The sequence below is a fragment of the Nocardia cyriacigeorgica genome, from assembly GCF_010868145.1.
GTDB classification, from domain to species: Bacteria; Actinomycetota; Actinomycetes; order Mycobacteriales; family Mycobacteriaceae; genus Nocardia; species Nocardia cyriacigeorgica_D.
In genome coordinates this window covers 61,750-76,965 of record NZ_JAAGUY010000003.1, presented here as the reverse complement: position 1 = coordinate 76,965, position 15,216 = coordinate 61,750, and the positions used below count along the sequence as shown (strand labels likewise).

Below are 15,216 nucleotides of genomic sequence, written 5' to 3'. Positions count from 1 at the left end.
ACGCACGCGTCCTTGGTCGGCCGCGAGCACCCGTTCACAGTACCGGCACTCTCGCGCGGTGACCGGTTGTGTCCGCTGTGGTTATGCCAGCACCAGCCTCCCGGCGTATTCGCGCGCCCACGTGTCGGCGGCGAGAACCTCGCCCAGACTCGTCGGCTCGGCCCGCCAATCGTCGGCCGCGGCGACCGCGAGCCCGACGGTGCGCACGATCTCTGGGAACCGGATGACGCCGTCGAGGAACGCCTGCACCGCCACCTCGTTGGCCGCGTTGTACACCGCGGTCACGCAACCGCCCACCGTCCCGGCCTGCCTTGCCAGCTCCACGGCGGGGAACACCTCGTTGTTCACCGGCTCGAACTCCCAGGTCGAGGCAGTGGAGAAGTCGCAGGCCGCCGCGGCGCCCGGCACCCGGTCGGGCCAGCCGAGCGCCAGCGCGATCGGCAGTTTCATATCCGGCGGGCTGGCCTGAGCCAAGGTCGAACCGTCGGTGAAGGTGACCATGGAGTGCACGATCGACTGCGGATGCACGGTCACGTCGATCCGGTCGTACGGAATGCCGAACAGCAGATGGGTTTCGATCAGTTCGAGGCCCTTGTTCACCAGCGACGCCGAGTTGAGCGTGTTCATCGGGCCCATGGACCAAGTCGGATGAGTTTTCGCCTCGGCGGGGTTCACCGCTTCCAGCATCTCGGTGGTCCAGCCGCGGAATGGCCCGCCGGAGGCGGTGAGGATCAGCCGGTCCACTTCCTCGGCACGTCCGCCGCGCAGGCATTGCGCCAGCGCCGAATGCTCGGAGTCCACCGGGACGATCTGCCCTGGTGCGGCAGCCTTCGTCACCAACGACCCACCCGCGACCAGGGATTCCTTGTTCGCCAGTGCCAGACGCGCGCCGGATTCCAGGGTGGCGAGTGTCGGTTCGAGACCGAGCGAGCCGACGAGCGCGTTGAGCACCACATCCGCCTCGGTGCGGCGCACCAGTTCGGTCACCGCGCCCGGCCCGCCGAGCTCGACCCCGAGGCGCTGGGCTGCGGCCGGATCGGCGACCGCGACATTGCCGGTGCCGGTCGCCGCGATCTGCGCGGCGAGCAGATCGGTATTGCCGCCACGCGCGGCCAGACCGACCACTTCGAACTTGCCTGGGTTGGCGGCGATCACCTCCAGCGCCTGGGTTCCGATGGAACCGGTGCTGCCGAGCAGGAGAACTCTTACGACATCGGACACCCGCACATTCTTACGGACACCGCACCCTGCTGGCTACGACGACCGGTCGTATGCCACGATAGCGGGCAGTATCCGATTCTCGAGCTGAGGAGCGATCGTGGCCGCCACGGAACTCGAAACCACCACCAGTGAGCGCGCTGTCACCACTGTGGATCCCGCCGAGGTCCCGTCGGCCGCATGGGGTTGGAGCGGCGAATCGAGGCGCGCCTTCGTCGTCGCGGGCTGGTTCGTCGTGCTCGCACTGCTGGCGATGCTGTTCGAGGGACCGCAGGGCAGCTCGTCGGGCACCGGCAATGTCGGCTACATGTTCCTCGTCGGGTGCGCCGCGCTGCTGGCGGGCATCCTGATCCGGCAGAGCATCCTGGCCCGCAAGCCCCGCTAGGACCACAGAATCGGCCGGCCCGCACTCCTGTGTGGGCCGGCCGTTTTCGTCAGCTCAGTTCTCCGCGGCCAACTGCCCGCACGCCGCGGCGATCTCCTGGCCCCGAGTATCGCGGACCGTGCACGGCACGCCCTTGGCATTGACTCGACGCACGAATTCCTGTTCCACCGGCTTCGGACTGGCATCCCATTTGCTGCCGGGAGTCGGATTCAGCGGGATCACATTCACATGCACACGCGAACCGAGCGCCTTGTGCAGCTTCTCCCCCAGCATGTCCGCTCGCCACGGCTGATCGTTGATATCGCGGATCAGTGCGTACTCCACCGAGACTCGACGCCCCGTCTTGTCGGCGTAGTAGCGGGCGGCATCGAGCACCTCGGCAACCGGCCAGCGATTGTTCACCGGAACCAGGGTGTCGCGCAGCTCGTCATCAGGGGTGTGCAGCGATACCGCCAGCGTCACCGACAGGCCCTCATCGGCCAGTTTGCGGATCGCGGGAGCCAAACCGACCGTGGAGACGACGACGTTGCGCTGGGAGATTCCCAAACCGTCCGGGGCAGGCGAGGTGATGCGGCGGACCGCGTTCAGTACTCGCTTGTAGTTGGCGAGCGGCTCACCCATACCCATGAACACGATGTTCGACAGCCGCCCTGGTCCGCCGGAGACCTCACCGTCACGCAGGGCGGCGGCCGCGGCGCGCACCTGATCGACGATCTCGGCAGTTGACAGGTTCCGGTTCAATCCGCCCTGCCCGGTCGCGCAGAACGGACAGGCCATACCGCAGCCCGCCTGACTGGAAATGCACAGGGTCGCCCGGTCGGGGTAGCGCATGAGCACGCTCTCCAGCAGGGTGCCGTCGCCTGCACGCCACAGTGTTTTGCGAGTTTCGCCGCCGTCGCAGGCCACATGCTTCACCGGCGACAGCAACGGAGGGAACAGCGCCTCGGCGACCTTCGCACGCATCGGCGCGGGCAGGTCGGTCATCTGCTCCGGATCGGCCTGTAGGCGCCCGTAGTACTGGCGCGCGATCTGATCGGCGCGAAAGGCGGGCAGCCCGAGTTCGGCCATCGCGGCGCGGCGGCCGTCGGCGTCCAGATCGGCCAGGTGGCGCGGCGGCATGCCACGGCGCGGGGCATCGAAAACCAGGGGCAGGGAGACGGTCATAGTTTCTCCAGTGTCCCATCCCGCGGGCCATCGCCCGCATCACATCCCCTCGACACCGGTAGATACCGCCGTCCAGCAGGAAATCCATGCATGAGCGATAGCAATCGGCAATGATCGATCTATGTCCACCCACGCCGCTGACCAGGTGCCCGAGCCGGAGCCGATTCCGCGCACCGAGCCTCACACCGAACCGGTCACCACGCCCCGCGCCCGCCGCACACTGGAGAAGTCGAAGACGGGTTACACCTGGGTCGGCCTGGTTGTGGCCGCACTGCTCGGTGTCGTGCTGCTGATCTTCATCCTGCAGAACCTGGAGCACGTCGAGGTCGATCTGCTGTTCTGGAGCTTCGGGCTGCCGCTCGGGGTGTCGGTCCTGATGTCGGTGATCGCCGGAGCGCTGGTCATGGCGCTGGTCGGCGGTGTGCGCATCATGCAGTTGCGTCGCGCCGCCAAACGACCATGACGCCGATCGTGGCGGCCCACCTCAGAGCAGGGTGCTGAGCACCAGCCACGAGACGAACGCCGAGGGCAGCATCGAATCGAGCCGGTCCATGATGCCGCCGTGCCCCGGCAGCAGCGTGCCCATGTCCTTGATGCCGAGCTCGCGCTTGATCTGGGATTCGATGAGGTCGCCGATGGTCGCCACCAGCACCAGCCCGACGCCGAGCACCACACCGATCATGGAATTGGCATCCAGCAGCAGTGTCACGGTGAGCAGACCGCCGATCACGCTGAACACCAGCGAACCGCAGAACCCCTCCCACGACTTCTTCGGGCTGATCGACGGCACCATCGGATGCCTACCGAACAGCACACCCGCCACATAGCCACCGACATCGGAGCAGACCACCAGAATCATGAAGGTCAGCACCCGCAGGTTGCCGTCGGGTTCCAGCAGCAGCAACACCGCGAACGAGGCGAGCAGCGGAATCCAGGCCAGGGTGAAGATGGCGATCGAGGTGTCACGCAGGAAGTTTCGCGGTGCGGTCTGCAGGCCGTGATCGAACAATCGCCACACCATGCAGACCAGCGCCGTCGCCGCGAACGCGCCCGCAACGCCTTCGGGCCCGAACGGCCAGCCCAACCAGAACACCGCCTGACCACCGACGATCAGCGGGATTCGCGGAACGAGCACGTCGGCTTCGCGCAGCCGTTTGGCGACCTCCCAGGTCGCCACCGCCATCGCGGCGCCTGCCACGCCGATGAACACCTTCGGCACGAACAGCAGGATCGCGATGAGCGAGAGCCCGAGACTCAACCCGACGATCAGGGCCGCGGGTAGGTTGCGGCCGGCCCGCGACTTGGGCGCGGCGGGGGGCTGTTCGGCCGGTTCGCTCCCACCCGCCTGCGCGTCCGGTGTACCGGCGGTAGCGGCATCGATGGTGCCGTCGTCGTCCGGTGCCTGTTGTCCCGCCGCACCGGCCGCAGCGGTGTTCTCGGCCACGATTGTCCCGTCGCTCAACTCGTCGTTTCCGTTTCGTCCCCCGCCCGGGCGGGCCCGCAAGATCTGAGTCAGACCTCGAGCAGTTCGGCTTCCTTGTGCTTGACCAGCTCATCGACCTGGCCGACATACTTGGCGGTGGTCTTGTCGAGTTCCTTCTCGGCCCGACCGACCTCGTCCTCGCCCGCCTCGCCGTCCTTCTGGATGCGCGAGAGTTCATCCATGGCCTTGCGGCGCACGTTGCGAATCGCGACCTTGGCGTCCTCACCCTTGGACTTGGCCTGCTTGACCATCTCGCGACGGCGCTCCTCGGTGAGCTGCGGAACCGAGATACGCAGGATGTCACCGTTGTTGGTCGGGTTCACGCCGAGATCGGAGTTGCGGATCGCGGTCTCGATCGCACCCAGCTGCGCCTGCTCATAGGGTTTGATCACCACCATTCGCGGCTCCGGCACGGTGATACTCGACATCTGGGTGATCGGGGTAGGTGATCCGTAGTAGTCGACGACGACCCGGGAGAACATGCCCGGATTCGCGCGACCGGTGCGGATGGTGCCGAGATCGTCCTTCGCCACCGAGACGGCCTTCTCCATCTTCTCCTCGGCGTCGAAGAGTGCTTCTTCAATCACGACCGTTTCCTCCACAGCGTCGTCATCGTCATGATCCGCGGGCTCGCGGGGTCAGGAACGAACCAATGTGCCGATCTTCTCACCGGCGACAGCCCGGGCGATATTGCCCTTGGTCAACAAATTGAACACCAGGATCGGCATCTGGTTGTCCATGCACAGGCTGAAGGCCGTGGCGTCGGCTACCTTCAGATCGCGCTCGATCGCCTCTTTATGGGTGATCTCGGTGTACATCGTGGCGTCGGGGTCGACCCGGGGGTCGGCGGTGAAGACCCCATCGACAGCCTTGGCCATCAGCACCACATCGGCGCCGATCTCCAGGGCTCGCTGCGCCGCGGTGGTGTCGGTGGAGAAGTACGGCATACCCATTCCGGCGCCGAAGATCACCACGCGCCCCTTCTCCAGATGACGTTTGGCCCGCAGCGGCAGATACGGCTCGGCGACCTGCCCCATGGTGATCGCGGTCTGCACTCTGGTGTCGATGCCCTGCTTCTGCAGGAAGTCCTGCAGCGCAAGGCTGTTCATCACGGTGCCGAGCATGCCCATATAGTCCGAACGCGCCCGCTCCATGCCACGCTCCTCGAGTTCGGCACCGCGGAAGAAGTTGCCGCCACCGATCACCACGGCCACCTGCACGCCGGTTTCGACGATCTCGGCGATCTGCTCGGCCACCGTCTGGACCACGTCGGGATCGAGCCCTACCTTGCCGCCGCCGAACATCTCACCGCCGAGTTTCAGCAGTACCCGGCGATATCCTGGGCGGTCGGTCCCCGGGTCGGTCATCGGTCTGGGTCTCCTTCGGCGATGGGCGTGTTCTCGACTGACACCGGCTCGATCGTCGAGCGCGGCGACATCAGGCATTCAGCAACTCAGAGCGTCCCTATCCTGCCTTATTCGGTTGGAGCGGCAGCAGAAGGCCCCCCGTCGACCGGAGTGATCGGTGCGACGAGGGGCCTGCTCGCTAGCTGCGCGAGGGCTTAACTCGCGCCGACCTCGAACCGGGCGAAGCGGGTCACGGTGACACCGGCCTCGTCCAGCAGGGCCTTGACGGTCTTCTTCGAATCGGTGACCGACGACTGCTCCAGCAGGACCACGTCCTTGAAGAAGCCGTTGACGCGGCCCTCGGTGATCTTCGGCAGCGCGGCCTCGGGCTTGCCTTCCTCGCGAGCGGTCTGCTCGGCGATCCGGCGCTCGTTGTCCACGATGTCGGCGGGGACCTCATCGCGGGACACGTACTTGGCCTTGAGGGCGGCGACCTGCATGGCGGCGGCACGCGCAGCCTCGGCGGCGGCGTCACCGGAACCGGTGTACTCGACCAGCACACCGACGGCGGGCGGCAGGTCCGAGGCACGCTTGTGCAGGTAGGTGGCGACCGGGCCGTCGAGGGAGACGACGCGACGCAGTTCCAGCTTCTCGCCGATCTTGGCGGCCAGTTCCTGCACGGCGGCGTCGACGGTCTTGCCACCGAGATCCAGCGCCTTCAGCGCTTCGAGGTCGGCAGGCTTGGCGGCCGCGGCAGCGGTCACGACCTGGTCGGCCAGCGTCTGGAATTCGGCGTTCTTGGCGACGAAGTCGGTCTCGGAGTTGATCTCGACCATGACGCCGTCCTTGGCGACGACGAGACCTTCGGCGGTCGTGCGCTCGGCACGCTTGCCGACGTCCTTGGCGCCCTTGATGCGCAGCAGCTCGACGGCCTTGTCGAAATCACCGTCGGTCTCGGCCAGCGCGTTCTTGCAGTCCATCATCCCGGAGCCGGTCAGCTCCCGGAGCCGCTTCACGTCAGCGGCGGTGTAGTTCGCCATCGGGGGCGAGCCTCCTTCGAAAAGGGTAGGTACCGGGCAGTGGTGGCCACGATGGCAGTGCCAGGTGGCCACCACTGGAACAGCGGATTACGCCGAGAATCAGGCCTCGGCCGGGGTCTCGGTCGGAGCGGCCTCGGCAGGAGCCTCGGCGGCGGGGGCGGCCTGCGCCAGCAGCTCCTGCTCCCACTCGGCCAGCGGCTCGCCTGCGCCCGCCTCGGGCTTGTCGTCACCGGCGGCGCGGCCGGCACGAGCCTGCACGCCCTCGGCGACGGCGGAGGCGACGACCTTGGTCAGCAGCGCGGCCGAACGGATCGCGTCGTCGTTGCCCGGGATCGGGTAGTCGACCAGGTCGGGATCGCAGTTGGTGTCCAGGATCGCGATGACCGGGATGTTCAGCTTGCGGGCCTCGCCGACGGCGATGTGCTCCTTGTTGGTGTCGACGACCCAGATGGCCGAGGGCACCTTCTGCATGTCACGGATACCGCCGAGGGTGCGGTCCAGCTTGTTCATCTCACGCGTGAGCATGAGGATTTCCTTCTTGGTGCGACCCTCGAAGCCACCGGTCTGCTCCATGGCCTCGAGCTCCTTGAGGCGCTGCAGGCGCTTGTGCACGGTGGAGAAGTTGGTCAGCATGCCACCCAGCCAGCGCTGGTTGACGTAGGGCATCCCGACGCGAGTCGCCTCGGCCGCGATCGACTCCTGAGCCTGCTTCTTGGTGCCGACGAAGAGCACGGTGCCACCGTGGGCGACGGTCTCCTTGACGAACTCGTAGGCCTTGTCGATGTAGGTCAGCGTCTGCTGCAGGTCGATGATGTAGATGCCGTTGCGGTCGGTGAAGATGAACCGCTTCATCTTCGGGTTCCAGCGACGGGTCTGGTGCCCGAAGTGCGCGCCGCTATCGAGCAGCTGCTTCATTGTTACGACAGCCATAGCTCCCGTATCTCTCTTTCGTTGCCGGTTGACGCAGCAAGCCGGCGGCCCGCTGCCCTGGCGCCCCGAACCGTCGGACCCGATCCGATGATCGGGACCAGCCGACGATTCCCCGTCCATTGCTGCGCTGACGCGGCCGGACACACACCTGGTGAAGTGCGACCGGATCGATCAGCGCCATACGAACGAGCACGGTGGCGCGCGAAGTCGGTCCATGGAAGACACAGACCGCCCGAACAGTCTACGGCGTGGACTCCAACCATTGAAATCGCGCTGGTGAAAGGGTGTTTATCCACACCCGTTCGGGTTGTCCACAGCCCGCGAATCCGGGGTGTTTCGCGCGTGCTGCCCCGGTCATCGTTGAGCCATGACACCTACCTGCCATTCTTCGATCGAGACTGCTTCCCGCACTGTTCGACCGCGCATCCGCTCGCGCGAAGTCACCGGCTCGCGGGTCGGCGTCGAGCGCTCCGACCCGCACGGCGAACACAGGGTTCTCGAATGCACCGAGGCTGATGAGCGCGGCCGACGCCCTGGATCCCCAGGCCGCTTCCCGCGCAGCGGTGCACAAGCGTGCCGACGCCTGGTGTCGGGTCTGCTGCCGCTAGGGCTGATGGTGGGTGTGTTCGTGGCGAGCGTCCCCGATAGCGACGTGGCAGCTGCGGCGGACGTGTATCGGCAGTCGGACGCTTGCGCAATGGGCGGTAGTGGGTCGGCCTGCGCGCTCGCGCCGTTTCTGCGCGGGCTGCTGCGGGTGGCGCCCCTTGTGCGGACGGCGCCGCTCCTGCGGACGACACCGCCGTCGCAGACAGCGCCACTGCTGCGGGCGGCACCTCAACTACGGACGGCACCGTTGCCCGGGTCGCAGCCCTGGCTGCGATGACCGCAGATGGGCTGCGGTGGTTTTCGCGGGCCTGCGGCGTCGCTGGTGCTGGCCTGTACGCTGCTCGCGGGTGGGCAAGTGGCCGCCGCGGCACCGGGCACGCGGTTCGACTGGCCGTTGCGGCCGCGGCCTGCGGTCGAGAGGCGGTTCGAGAAGCCGCCGCAGAACTGGCTGCCCGGGCATCGCGGGGTGGATCTGGCCGGTTCGCCCGGGCAATCGGTGCTCGCGGCGGGCGAAGGGATCGTGGTTTTCGCGGGTTCGGTAGCGGGCAAGCCGGTGATGTCGATCGACCATCCGGGCGGGCTGCGCACCACGTACGAGCCGGTGGCAGCCGAGGTGCCGGTGGGACGACGAGTGACGCGCGGCAGCCGGATCGGTGTACTGGAGGCGGGGCACGAGGGCTGCTCGGCCGCGGCCTGTCTGCATTGGGGTCTGCGGCGCGAGTCGGGCGGCAGGCAGCGCCGCGAATATCTGGATCCGCTCGGACTGCTGCAACTCGGTCCGCTGCGATTGAAGCCCGTGCAACCACCGGATGCTTCCCGACAGCCTGTTCGCCGACCATGATCGAACCATGCAGAACGCGCCGCAGGATCCACCGTTCACCTACGCCGAAGTCGGCGCCTCCAGCGGGACCCTTCCCACGGGCTATCACCACTTCACCCTGCGTCGCCGCATCGGCCACGGCCGGGCGCTGTTCGACCTGGCCGCCGATGCCATCAACGCGTACCGGATGCAGCGCGGCACCGGCATCTTCGGCTCGGCGAGCACTCCCACCGCCGAGCCGGGCACCCTGCTCACGGTGCGTCTCGGCGTCGGCCAACTGGCCATCACCGCGCCGTGCCGCGTCGTCTACGTCCTCGACGAGCCGAACCGCCGCGGCTTCGCCTACGGCACGCTCCCCGGCCACCCGGAGTCCGGTGAGGAGCTGTTCGCCGTCGAATACGACGAGTCCGACGACAGCGTCTTCGGCGTCGTCACCGCGTTCTCACGCGGCGCCGCCTGGTACACGCGGCTCAGCGGACCGGTGTCCCGCATGGTCCAGCGATACATCGCCGGCAAGTACATCGACTCTCTTCCGCACTCCGGCTAGGACGGGCGTACGCGCTGCCGCCATGGTGCCGTCCAGGCAAACCATCCCGGTCGCACAGTGGTCAGGCGGAAGAAGCCTCGTTTCGGTGGGCATGGGCCAGTGATGTCGCCGTCTCGCGCAGCACTACCCCACCGGATGGGTCAGTCCGATCAGCACCGTCACCAGGGCTGCCATCACGATCGAGACCAGCGCGAACCGGACCGCTCGTGCTCCGTGCCGATACCGGCCGTGCCGCAACCCATGACTGCGCATCGTGCCCACCACCGCGAGGATCGCCGTGGCGAGGGCCGCGGCCAACGGGGCCAGTGCGGTGAGGCGCCAGCCGTCGGAAACGGCGGCGTTCAGGAACAGCATCGTGACCACCGTGGCGGCCAGGGCGGTGCGACGCCAGGCCAGCGCGGTGCGTTCGGCGGCCAGACCGGCAGCTGTCATCGCAGCAGCACCGCCAGGCACGCGAGCAGCGCGATCGCGGTGATGCCCGCCGACAGAACCGGGACCAGGACGGTCCCCGGCAGGGCGCGACCCTGCCGCATGGCGTCACCGACGCGGCGCCAATGGGCGTAGGCACCGACCGCCAGAATCAGCGCGAGGGTCAGGCAGCACAGCACGATGGCGCGCCGGAAACCAGCCAGGCGGAACGGTTCGACCAGGGTATGCACCGCGACCCCACCGGCAAGCAGTCCCAGCGAGGTGCGCATCCAGGCCAGGAAGGTGCGTTCATTGGCGAGGGTGAAGCGGTAGTCAACGTCCTCTTCGCCATCCTCGGATTCGGCGTCCGGATTCGGCAGGGTCATAGCGCTCGTGGGTGCGCCTGGTCGTGCACCTTCTTGAGTCGTTCGACGGAGACGTGGGTGTAGAGCTGCGTTGTGGCCATGCTCGCGTGGCCCAGTAGTTCCTGGACGATGCGCAGATCGGCACCGCCTTCGAGCAAGTGGGTGGCGGCCGTGTGCCGCAGGCCGTGCGGACCTACGTTGGGTGCGCCCGGAATGGCCGAGATCACCTCGTGCACTGCGGTTCTGGCTTGGCGCGGGTCGAGGCGGCGACCGCGACGACCGAGCAGTAGCGCACGGCCGGATTCGGCGGTGGCGAAATCGGGACGGCCGAAACGCAACCAGTTCCCGATCGCGTCGTCTGCCGGAATGCCGAAGGGAGCCGAGCGCTCCTTGTTGCCTTTGCCGAGCACCCGCACCACACGGCGTTCTCGGTCCACATCGTCGATATCGAGGCCACACAGTTCGCTCACTCGAATGCCCGTCGAGTAGAGCAGCTCGACGATCAACCGATCGCGCAAGGCCATCGGATCACGCTGCACCGCACCGGATTCCGCGGCATCCATCGCCGCGGCCGCCTGCTTTGTGCCCAGCACCGCAGGCAGCACCCGGTGCGCTTTGGGCGCTCCGAGTCGCAGCCCGGGATCAGCACTCAACCGCCCGGTCCTGGTGAGCCAGGCGGTGAAGGTCCGAGCCGACGATGACCGGCGGGCCATCGTGGTTCGTGCGGCACCCGCCGCGGACTGTCCGGCGAGCCAGGATCGCAGCAACGCCAGATCCAGTTCCCGCACCGAGGAATCCGCCGATCGCTCGACCAGATGCGTCAGCAACGACCGCGCGTCGCCGATGTAGGCGCGCACGGTATGCGGTGAGCGGTTGCTGCCCAGCCGCAGAGTCCGCCCGTATTCGGCCAGTAGAGCGTCGAGATCCTCGGGCAGCACATCCACCACTCCACCGTCACCTGCGACACCACGGTTGGCAAGTCGGCGCGCCGTTCCCCCGCTCATGAACTGTTTTGCCTGATCACGACAGTGGCCTACCGCCACCGAGGCGTCCCTTCTGCGAAGATTGCCGGGTTCGATCAGTCGATTCACCGATGCTCACAGAAAGGGACTGCCCGTGCGTCATATCGCAACTGTGTGTGCTGTCGCAGGAACACTGATCCTCACCGCGGCAGGCACCGCCACCGGTGCCGAGGGAGTACTCATCATCAACGACACCTCCCATGAGAATCCCAGCGGCTGCGTTCCAGTCGCTGATGAACCGTCACCACTGCAAATCATCAATGACACCGGCGCGGTCGCCACGGTGTACTTGGAAGCCGGCTGCGCCGGTGCGATCACCGAGAGGGTGGTACCCGGTTCGGACATAGAGGCATTCGGGTCCTCCATCCGGATCGAGTGAGAGGGCGCTCGCCGGGTATCTCCGACGAGCGTGCGGCGGCGGTGTTCGCGGACCACAGCGTCCCGTCAGCACCGCCGCCGCCTTCGGTTTACGGTTCGTGCCGGACCATTATCTGGCCGTGGGTGTCGTCGTGGCGTCCCGCAGCGGTCGTTCCCGGCTCAGGCGGGCACGGCCCGAGGCGCGAACCTTGGGGACGGCGGTGCGTCGACGAAACACGCGACGTCAGGGCCGGATTGCCGCCTCGTCGGCACAGCGGATCGCGTACCGTGAGCACGCTACATCGGCGGCGGATCGAATCCGACCCGAAACCACCCCTCTCCCCCGAGTCCGACCAGCCCTGCGAGTTCGAGTTCAGCGAGCACAGCTCGGACCGTGGGAATCGGTAGCGATGTCCTGGCCGCGAGCTCGTGTGGAACCCGCGAGCCCGCCGCAGGCAGGGCCGCGTAGACGAGCTGCTGATCGCCGGCAAGCCCCTCGCCCGGATCGGTGATCACGGAGGTGGGCAGCGACAATCGCAGCGGCCCTGCTTCATCGATGACCTCGTCGGCACGGGTCACCAGCAACGCCTCTCCTTCCCGGATCATGCGATGACAGCCGACGGAGGATGCGGAAGTGACGGGCCCGGGCATGGCAAGTGCCGGACGGCCAAGGCGCCGAGCCCATTTCACCGTATTGCGGGCCCCACTGCGCAGTCCGGCTTCGACCACGAGCACACCGTCGGCCAGCGACGCCACCAGACGGTTGCGCGCCAGGAAATGATGCTTGCGCGCAGCTGTGCCGGGCGGATATTCGCTGACCACCAGCCCGGTTTCGGCGATCTGCGCAAGTAGGCGTTCGTGCTGAGCCGGGTACGCCCGGTCGATGCCGCAGGCCAGCACAGCAATCGTGGACCCGCCCACCGCCAACGCCGCCCGGTGCGCCATGGCGTCGATCCCGAATGCCGCGCCGGACACGATGGTCCAGCCCTTGACGGCGAGATCACCCGCGATCTCTCCGGTCGCGCGATCACCGTAGCCACTACTGCACCGTGCTCCGACCACGGCGAGCGCCCGTTCGCTGGCACCGAGTAGTGAGAGCGGGCCACGCACCCACAGCACCAGCGGTACCGCGCCGTCGGCGTCCCTCCCAGGTTCGAGCTGACTCAGGCCAAGCAGCCGCCATGCCGGCCATTCCGGGTCGTCGGGTGTGACGACGCGTCCACCGAGCAACCGGACCTTCTCGACGTCCGCAGCGGCCTGGTCGAGGCCACGTCGCGTCGCCGTGGCGGCCCGCAATACCTGCGGCAACCGGCATTCCCGCACCGCCCGTGCCGCTTCAAGCACTCCGACCGAATCGATCAACGCCGTGAGCGCCGCGCACGGCCCCAACACGACTCGCGACAGATACACCCATGCCAGCAGCCGTGCCTCGGCTTCGTCCATAACGCTGCCGCCCTCCCTGCGGGCCGATATGTGCGCTGTCATTGGGCACCTCGCTGCCGGAAATTCAACGCCTGCATGACGTCCTTCGCACTGGGCACATCCCCGCCGCGCAGATCGCATATCGTCCACGCCACCCGGATCGCCCGGTCGGCTCCGCGGGCCGAGAGCCTGCCCATCCGCAGACCGGCCTCCACCGGGGCCGTCACCTCGGCGGGCAGCCGAAACCGCTGCCGCAGCACATATCCGGGAACCTCTGCATTGGTGAGCCAGCCGAATTCCCGCCAGCGATGCGCGGCCGCGCGGCGCGCGACCGTCACGCGCTCACGGACGGTGGCGCTGCTCTCGGATTCCTCGGCGCCGAAGGTGCCGCCCGCCATCCCGTACATCTGCACCCAGATATCGATCCGGTCCATCAGCGGACCGGATAGTTTGCCCAGGTACCTGCGCCGGGCCAGTGGTGCGCAGATGCAGTCGACGTCGCGGGCGGGCGCGCACGGGCAGGGGTTGGCCGCCAGCATCAGCTGAAACCGCGCCGGATACCGTGCGACACCGTCGCGCCGAGCGATGCGCACTTCGCCCTCCTCGAGCGGAGTCCGCATGGCTTCCAGCACTTTGGTGCCGATCTCCGCGCATTCATCGAGGAACAGCACTCCGCGATGCGCTCGGCTGACGGCGCCGGGCCTGGCCGAACCGGAGCCGCCGCCGACCATCGCGGTGGCCGAGGTCGAATGATGCGGAGCGACGAACGGCGGCATCGTGATCAGCGGATGATCGCCGGACAATGTGCCCGCGACCGAATGGATCGCGGTGACCTCGAGTGCCTCCGCATCCGACAGCGGTGGCAGAAGTCCGGGAAGCCGCTGGGCCAGCATGGTTTTGCCGATGCCGGGCGGACCGGTCAGCAGGATGTGATGCCCGCCGGCCGCCGCGACCTCCAGCGCCCATCGCGCCTCGTGCTGGCCGACGACCTCACTCAGATCGCCCGTGACGCGCGGTTGTTCGGGCAGTTCGCGATCCGGTTCGCGCAGCGCGGCCTCCCCACGCAACCACGCAAGCGCACGGCGCAGACTCGAAGCGCCGAGAACCTCGACACCGTCGACCAGTCCGGCTTCTGGCAGCGCGGCCTCGGGCACGACCACCGTCGCCCATCCGGCTTTTCGGGCCGCGAGTACCGCGGGCAGGATGCCGCGTACGCGCCGGATCCGACCATCGAGCGCCAGTTCGCCGAGCAACACCGTGCTCGCCAATTTGGTGGAAGGAATAGCGTCGGCCGCATCCATGACTGCCGCGGCCAAGGCCAGGTCGTAGACGCTGCCCACTTTCGGCAGCGTCGCAGGCGATAACGCGAGGATGACCCGTCCGTCCGGCCACTTCTCTCCCGAGTTGGCCACTGCCGCGCGTACCCGGTCCCTGGATTCCGAGAGCGAGGTGTCGGGCAGTCCGACCAGATGGACCGACGGCAACCCCTGACCGATATCTGCCTCGATCTCCACCAGCTGGCCGTCCACGCCGCTCACCGCGACCGAACAGGCGCGCCCGAGTGCCATCAGAACACCGCTTTCAGGTGTTCGATCACCGGTTCGCGTTCCCGCGTGACCAGCACCGAGACGACGTCGAACCGGATGCGCTGCCATGGACCGTCCTGATCGGACAGCCACAGCAGCGCGAGTCTGCGTATCCGTTGCCGTTTGGTGAAGGTCACCGCTTCGGCCGGCGTACCGAAACCGAGGCCGGCCCTGGTCTTCACCTCGACGAACGCGGTGATGTCGCCGTCGCGTGCGATCAGGTCCAGTTCGCCGTACCGGCAGCGCCAATTACGGCAAACGATGTCCATGCCCGCGGCTTCCAGGAATCGTGCCGCCAGGTCTTCCCCGTGTGCGCCGAGCGCCAAGTTGTGTGCCACCCGGTCAGCATGCGGGTGATGCAGGCTCGGCTTAGTTGGCTCACCTGGGAAAACAGAATTCCTGTGGATAACTCGGCCTGTGGATAACTACGGCCAGTCGGGCCGCAACCAGGTCCGACTCAGCACTACCCCTGGCGACCGTGATCGCAGCGAGCTGAGAGTATCCGCGCGGGCCGGGC

General features: G+C 67.4%; 18 protein-coding genes. 5 read left to right on the top strand and 13 right to left on the bottom strand.

The genetic code is table 11. The features are described 5' to 3' along the window. Positions 1 to 81 precede the first annotated feature (81 nt). Positions 82 to 1,221: a 1-deoxy-D-xylulose-5-phosphate reductoisomerase gene (gene dxr / locus GV792_RS06740; RefSeq protein WP_163822843.1), complete on the bottom strand. Its 1,140-nt coding sequence runs from the start codon at positions 1,219 to 1,221 to the stop codon at positions 82 to 84. A 97-nt stretch (positions 1,222 to 1,318) separates the two neighbouring features. On the opposite strand from dxr, the gene GV792_RS29150 reads away from it, so the two are divergent. Continuing rightward, on the top strand, positions 1,319 to 1,603 hold the full coding sequence (locus tag GV792_RS29150; RefSeq protein ID WP_163822841.1) for a DUF2631 domain-containing protein: 285 nt from the start codon (positions 1,319 to 1,321) through the stop codon (positions 1,601 to 1,603). Positions 1,604 to 1,657: 54 nt separating this feature from the next. Here the strand turns inward: GV792_RS29150 and rlmN are convergent, their stop codons facing one another. Continuing rightward, positions 1,658 to 2,767, bottom strand: coding sequence for a 23S rRNA (adenine(2503)-C(2))-methyltransferase RlmN (gene rlmN / locus GV792_RS06730; RefSeq protein ID WP_163822839.1), 1,110 nt, complete (start codon positions 2,765 to 2,767; stop codon positions 1,658 to 1,660). 121 nt (positions 2,768 to 2,888) lie between these two features. On the opposite strand from rlmN, the gene GV792_RS06725 reads away from it, so the two are divergent. Further along, positions 2,889 to 3,230 carry a LapA family protein gene (locus GV792_RS06725; protein ID WP_163822837.1) on the top strand — a complete coding sequence of 114 codons (342 nt, stop codon included), beginning with the start codon at positions 2,889 to 2,891 and terminating at the stop codon, positions 3,228 to 3,230. 21 nt (positions 3,231 to 3,251) lie between these two features. On the opposite strand, the gene GV792_RS06720 is transcribed toward GV792_RS06725, so the two are convergent. From GV792_RS06720 to rpsB, 5 genes are all read right to left on the bottom strand, one after another. Then, positions 3,252 to 4,229: a phosphatidate cytidylyltransferase gene (locus GV792_RS06720; protein ID WP_175584043.1), complete on the bottom strand. Its 978-nt coding sequence runs from the start codon at positions 4,227 to 4,229 to the stop codon at positions 3,252 to 3,254. Positions 4,230 to 4,279: 50 nt separating this feature from the next. Beyond that, positions 4,280 to 4,837, bottom strand: coding sequence for a ribosome recycling factor (frr, locus tag GV792_RS06715; protein WP_163822835.1), 558 nt, complete (start codon positions 4,835 to 4,837; stop codon positions 4,280 to 4,282). Between the two features lie 51 nt (positions 4,838 to 4,888). Further along, the gene (gene pyrH / locus GV792_RS06710) at positions 4,889 to 5,617 is read right to left on the bottom strand and encodes a UMP kinase (RefSeq protein ID WP_163822834.1); all 729 of its coding nucleotides are present in this window, start codon (positions 5,615 to 5,617) and stop codon (positions 4,889 to 4,891) included. Positions 5,618 to 5,811: 194 nt separating this feature from the next. Then, positions 5,812 to 6,636, bottom strand: a complete 825-nt coding sequence (gene tsf, locus GV792_RS06705; protein WP_163822832.1) for a translation elongation factor Ts — start codon at positions 6,634 to 6,636, stop codon at positions 5,812 to 5,814. Between the two features lie 99 nt (positions 6,637 to 6,735). Beyond that, positions 6,736 to 7,566: a 30S ribosomal protein S2 gene (gene rpsB, locus GV792_RS06700; RefSeq protein ID WP_163822830.1), complete on the bottom strand. Its 831-nt coding sequence runs from the start codon at positions 7,564 to 7,566 to the stop codon at positions 6,736 to 6,738. Positions 7,567 to 8,455: 889 nt separating this feature from the next. Between rpsB and GV792_RS06695 the strand changes: the two genes are divergently transcribed. Together GV792_RS06695 and GV792_RS06690 are read left to right on the top strand one after the other, a co-directional pair. After that, the gene (locus GV792_RS06695) at positions 8,456 to 9,013 is read left to right on the top strand and encodes a M23 family metallopeptidase (protein ID WP_375154453.1); all 558 of its coding nucleotides are present in this window, start codon (positions 8,456 to 8,458) and stop codon (positions 9,011 to 9,013) included. Positions 9,014 to 9,020: 7 nt separating this feature from the next. Next, positions 9,021 to 9,539 carry a DUF1990 family protein gene (locus GV792_RS06690; protein WP_163822828.1) on the top strand — a complete coding sequence of 173 codons (519 nt, stop codon included), beginning with the start codon at positions 9,021 to 9,023 and terminating at the stop codon, positions 9,537 to 9,539. Between the two features lie 123 nt (positions 9,540 to 9,662). Here the strand turns inward: GV792_RS06690 and GV792_RS06685 are convergent, their stop codons facing one another. Genes GV792_RS06685 through GV792_RS06675 form a run of 3 tightly spaced genes read right to left on the bottom strand, consistent with a single transcriptional unit; the run spans position 9,663 to position 11,316 of the window. Further along, positions 9,663 to 9,971 (bottom strand): DUF202 domain-containing protein, encoded by a 309-nt coding sequence (locus GV792_RS06685; RefSeq protein WP_163822826.1) that lies wholly within the window; start codon positions 9,969 to 9,971, stop codon positions 9,663 to 9,665. Continuing rightward, positions 9,968 to 10,333, bottom strand: coding sequence for a YidH family protein (locus GV792_RS06680; protein ID WP_163822824.1), 366 nt, complete (start codon positions 10,331 to 10,333; stop codon positions 9,968 to 9,970). The genes GV792_RS06685 and GV792_RS06680 overlap by 4 nt, the downstream gene beginning before the upstream one ends. Continuing rightward, entirely contained in the window at positions 10,330 to 11,316 is a 987-nt protein-coding gene (locus tag GV792_RS06675; RefSeq protein WP_175584042.1) for a tyrosine-type recombinase/integrase, read from the bottom strand. The genes GV792_RS06680 and GV792_RS06675 overlap by 4 nt, the downstream gene beginning before the upstream one ends. Positions 11,317 to 11,446: 130 nt before the next feature. Between GV792_RS06675 and GV792_RS06670 the strand changes: the two genes are divergently transcribed. After that, complete coding sequence (locus GV792_RS06670) at positions 11,447 to 11,713, top strand: hypothetical protein (RefSeq protein WP_163822823.1); 267 nt, start codon at positions 11,447 to 11,449, stop codon at positions 11,711 to 11,713. A 275-nt stretch (positions 11,714 to 11,988) separates the two neighbouring features. On the opposite strand, the gene dprA is transcribed toward GV792_RS06670, so the two are convergent. From dprA to GV792_RS06655, 3 genes are read right to left on the bottom strand one after another with little or no spacing between them, the layout of a single operon-like run. Next, positions 11,989 to 13,134, bottom strand: a complete 1,146-nt coding sequence (dprA, locus tag GV792_RS06665) for a DNA-processing protein DprA (protein WP_163823167.1) — start codon at positions 13,132 to 13,134, stop codon at positions 11,989 to 11,991. A gap of 38 nt (positions 13,135 to 13,172) precedes the next feature. Then, positions 13,173 to 14,681, bottom strand: coding sequence for a YifB family Mg chelatase-like AAA ATPase (locus tag GV792_RS06660; RefSeq protein WP_163822820.1), 1,509 nt, complete (start codon positions 14,679 to 14,681; stop codon positions 13,173 to 13,175). Further along, positions 14,681 to 15,037 (bottom strand): YraN family protein, encoded by a 357-nt coding sequence (locus GV792_RS06655; RefSeq protein ID WP_163822819.1) that lies wholly within the window; start codon positions 15,035 to 15,037, stop codon positions 14,681 to 14,683. Before GV792_RS06655 ends, GV792_RS06660 begins: the two co-directional genes overlap by 1 nt. Between the last annotated feature and the right edge of the window lie 179 nt (positions 15,038 to 15,216).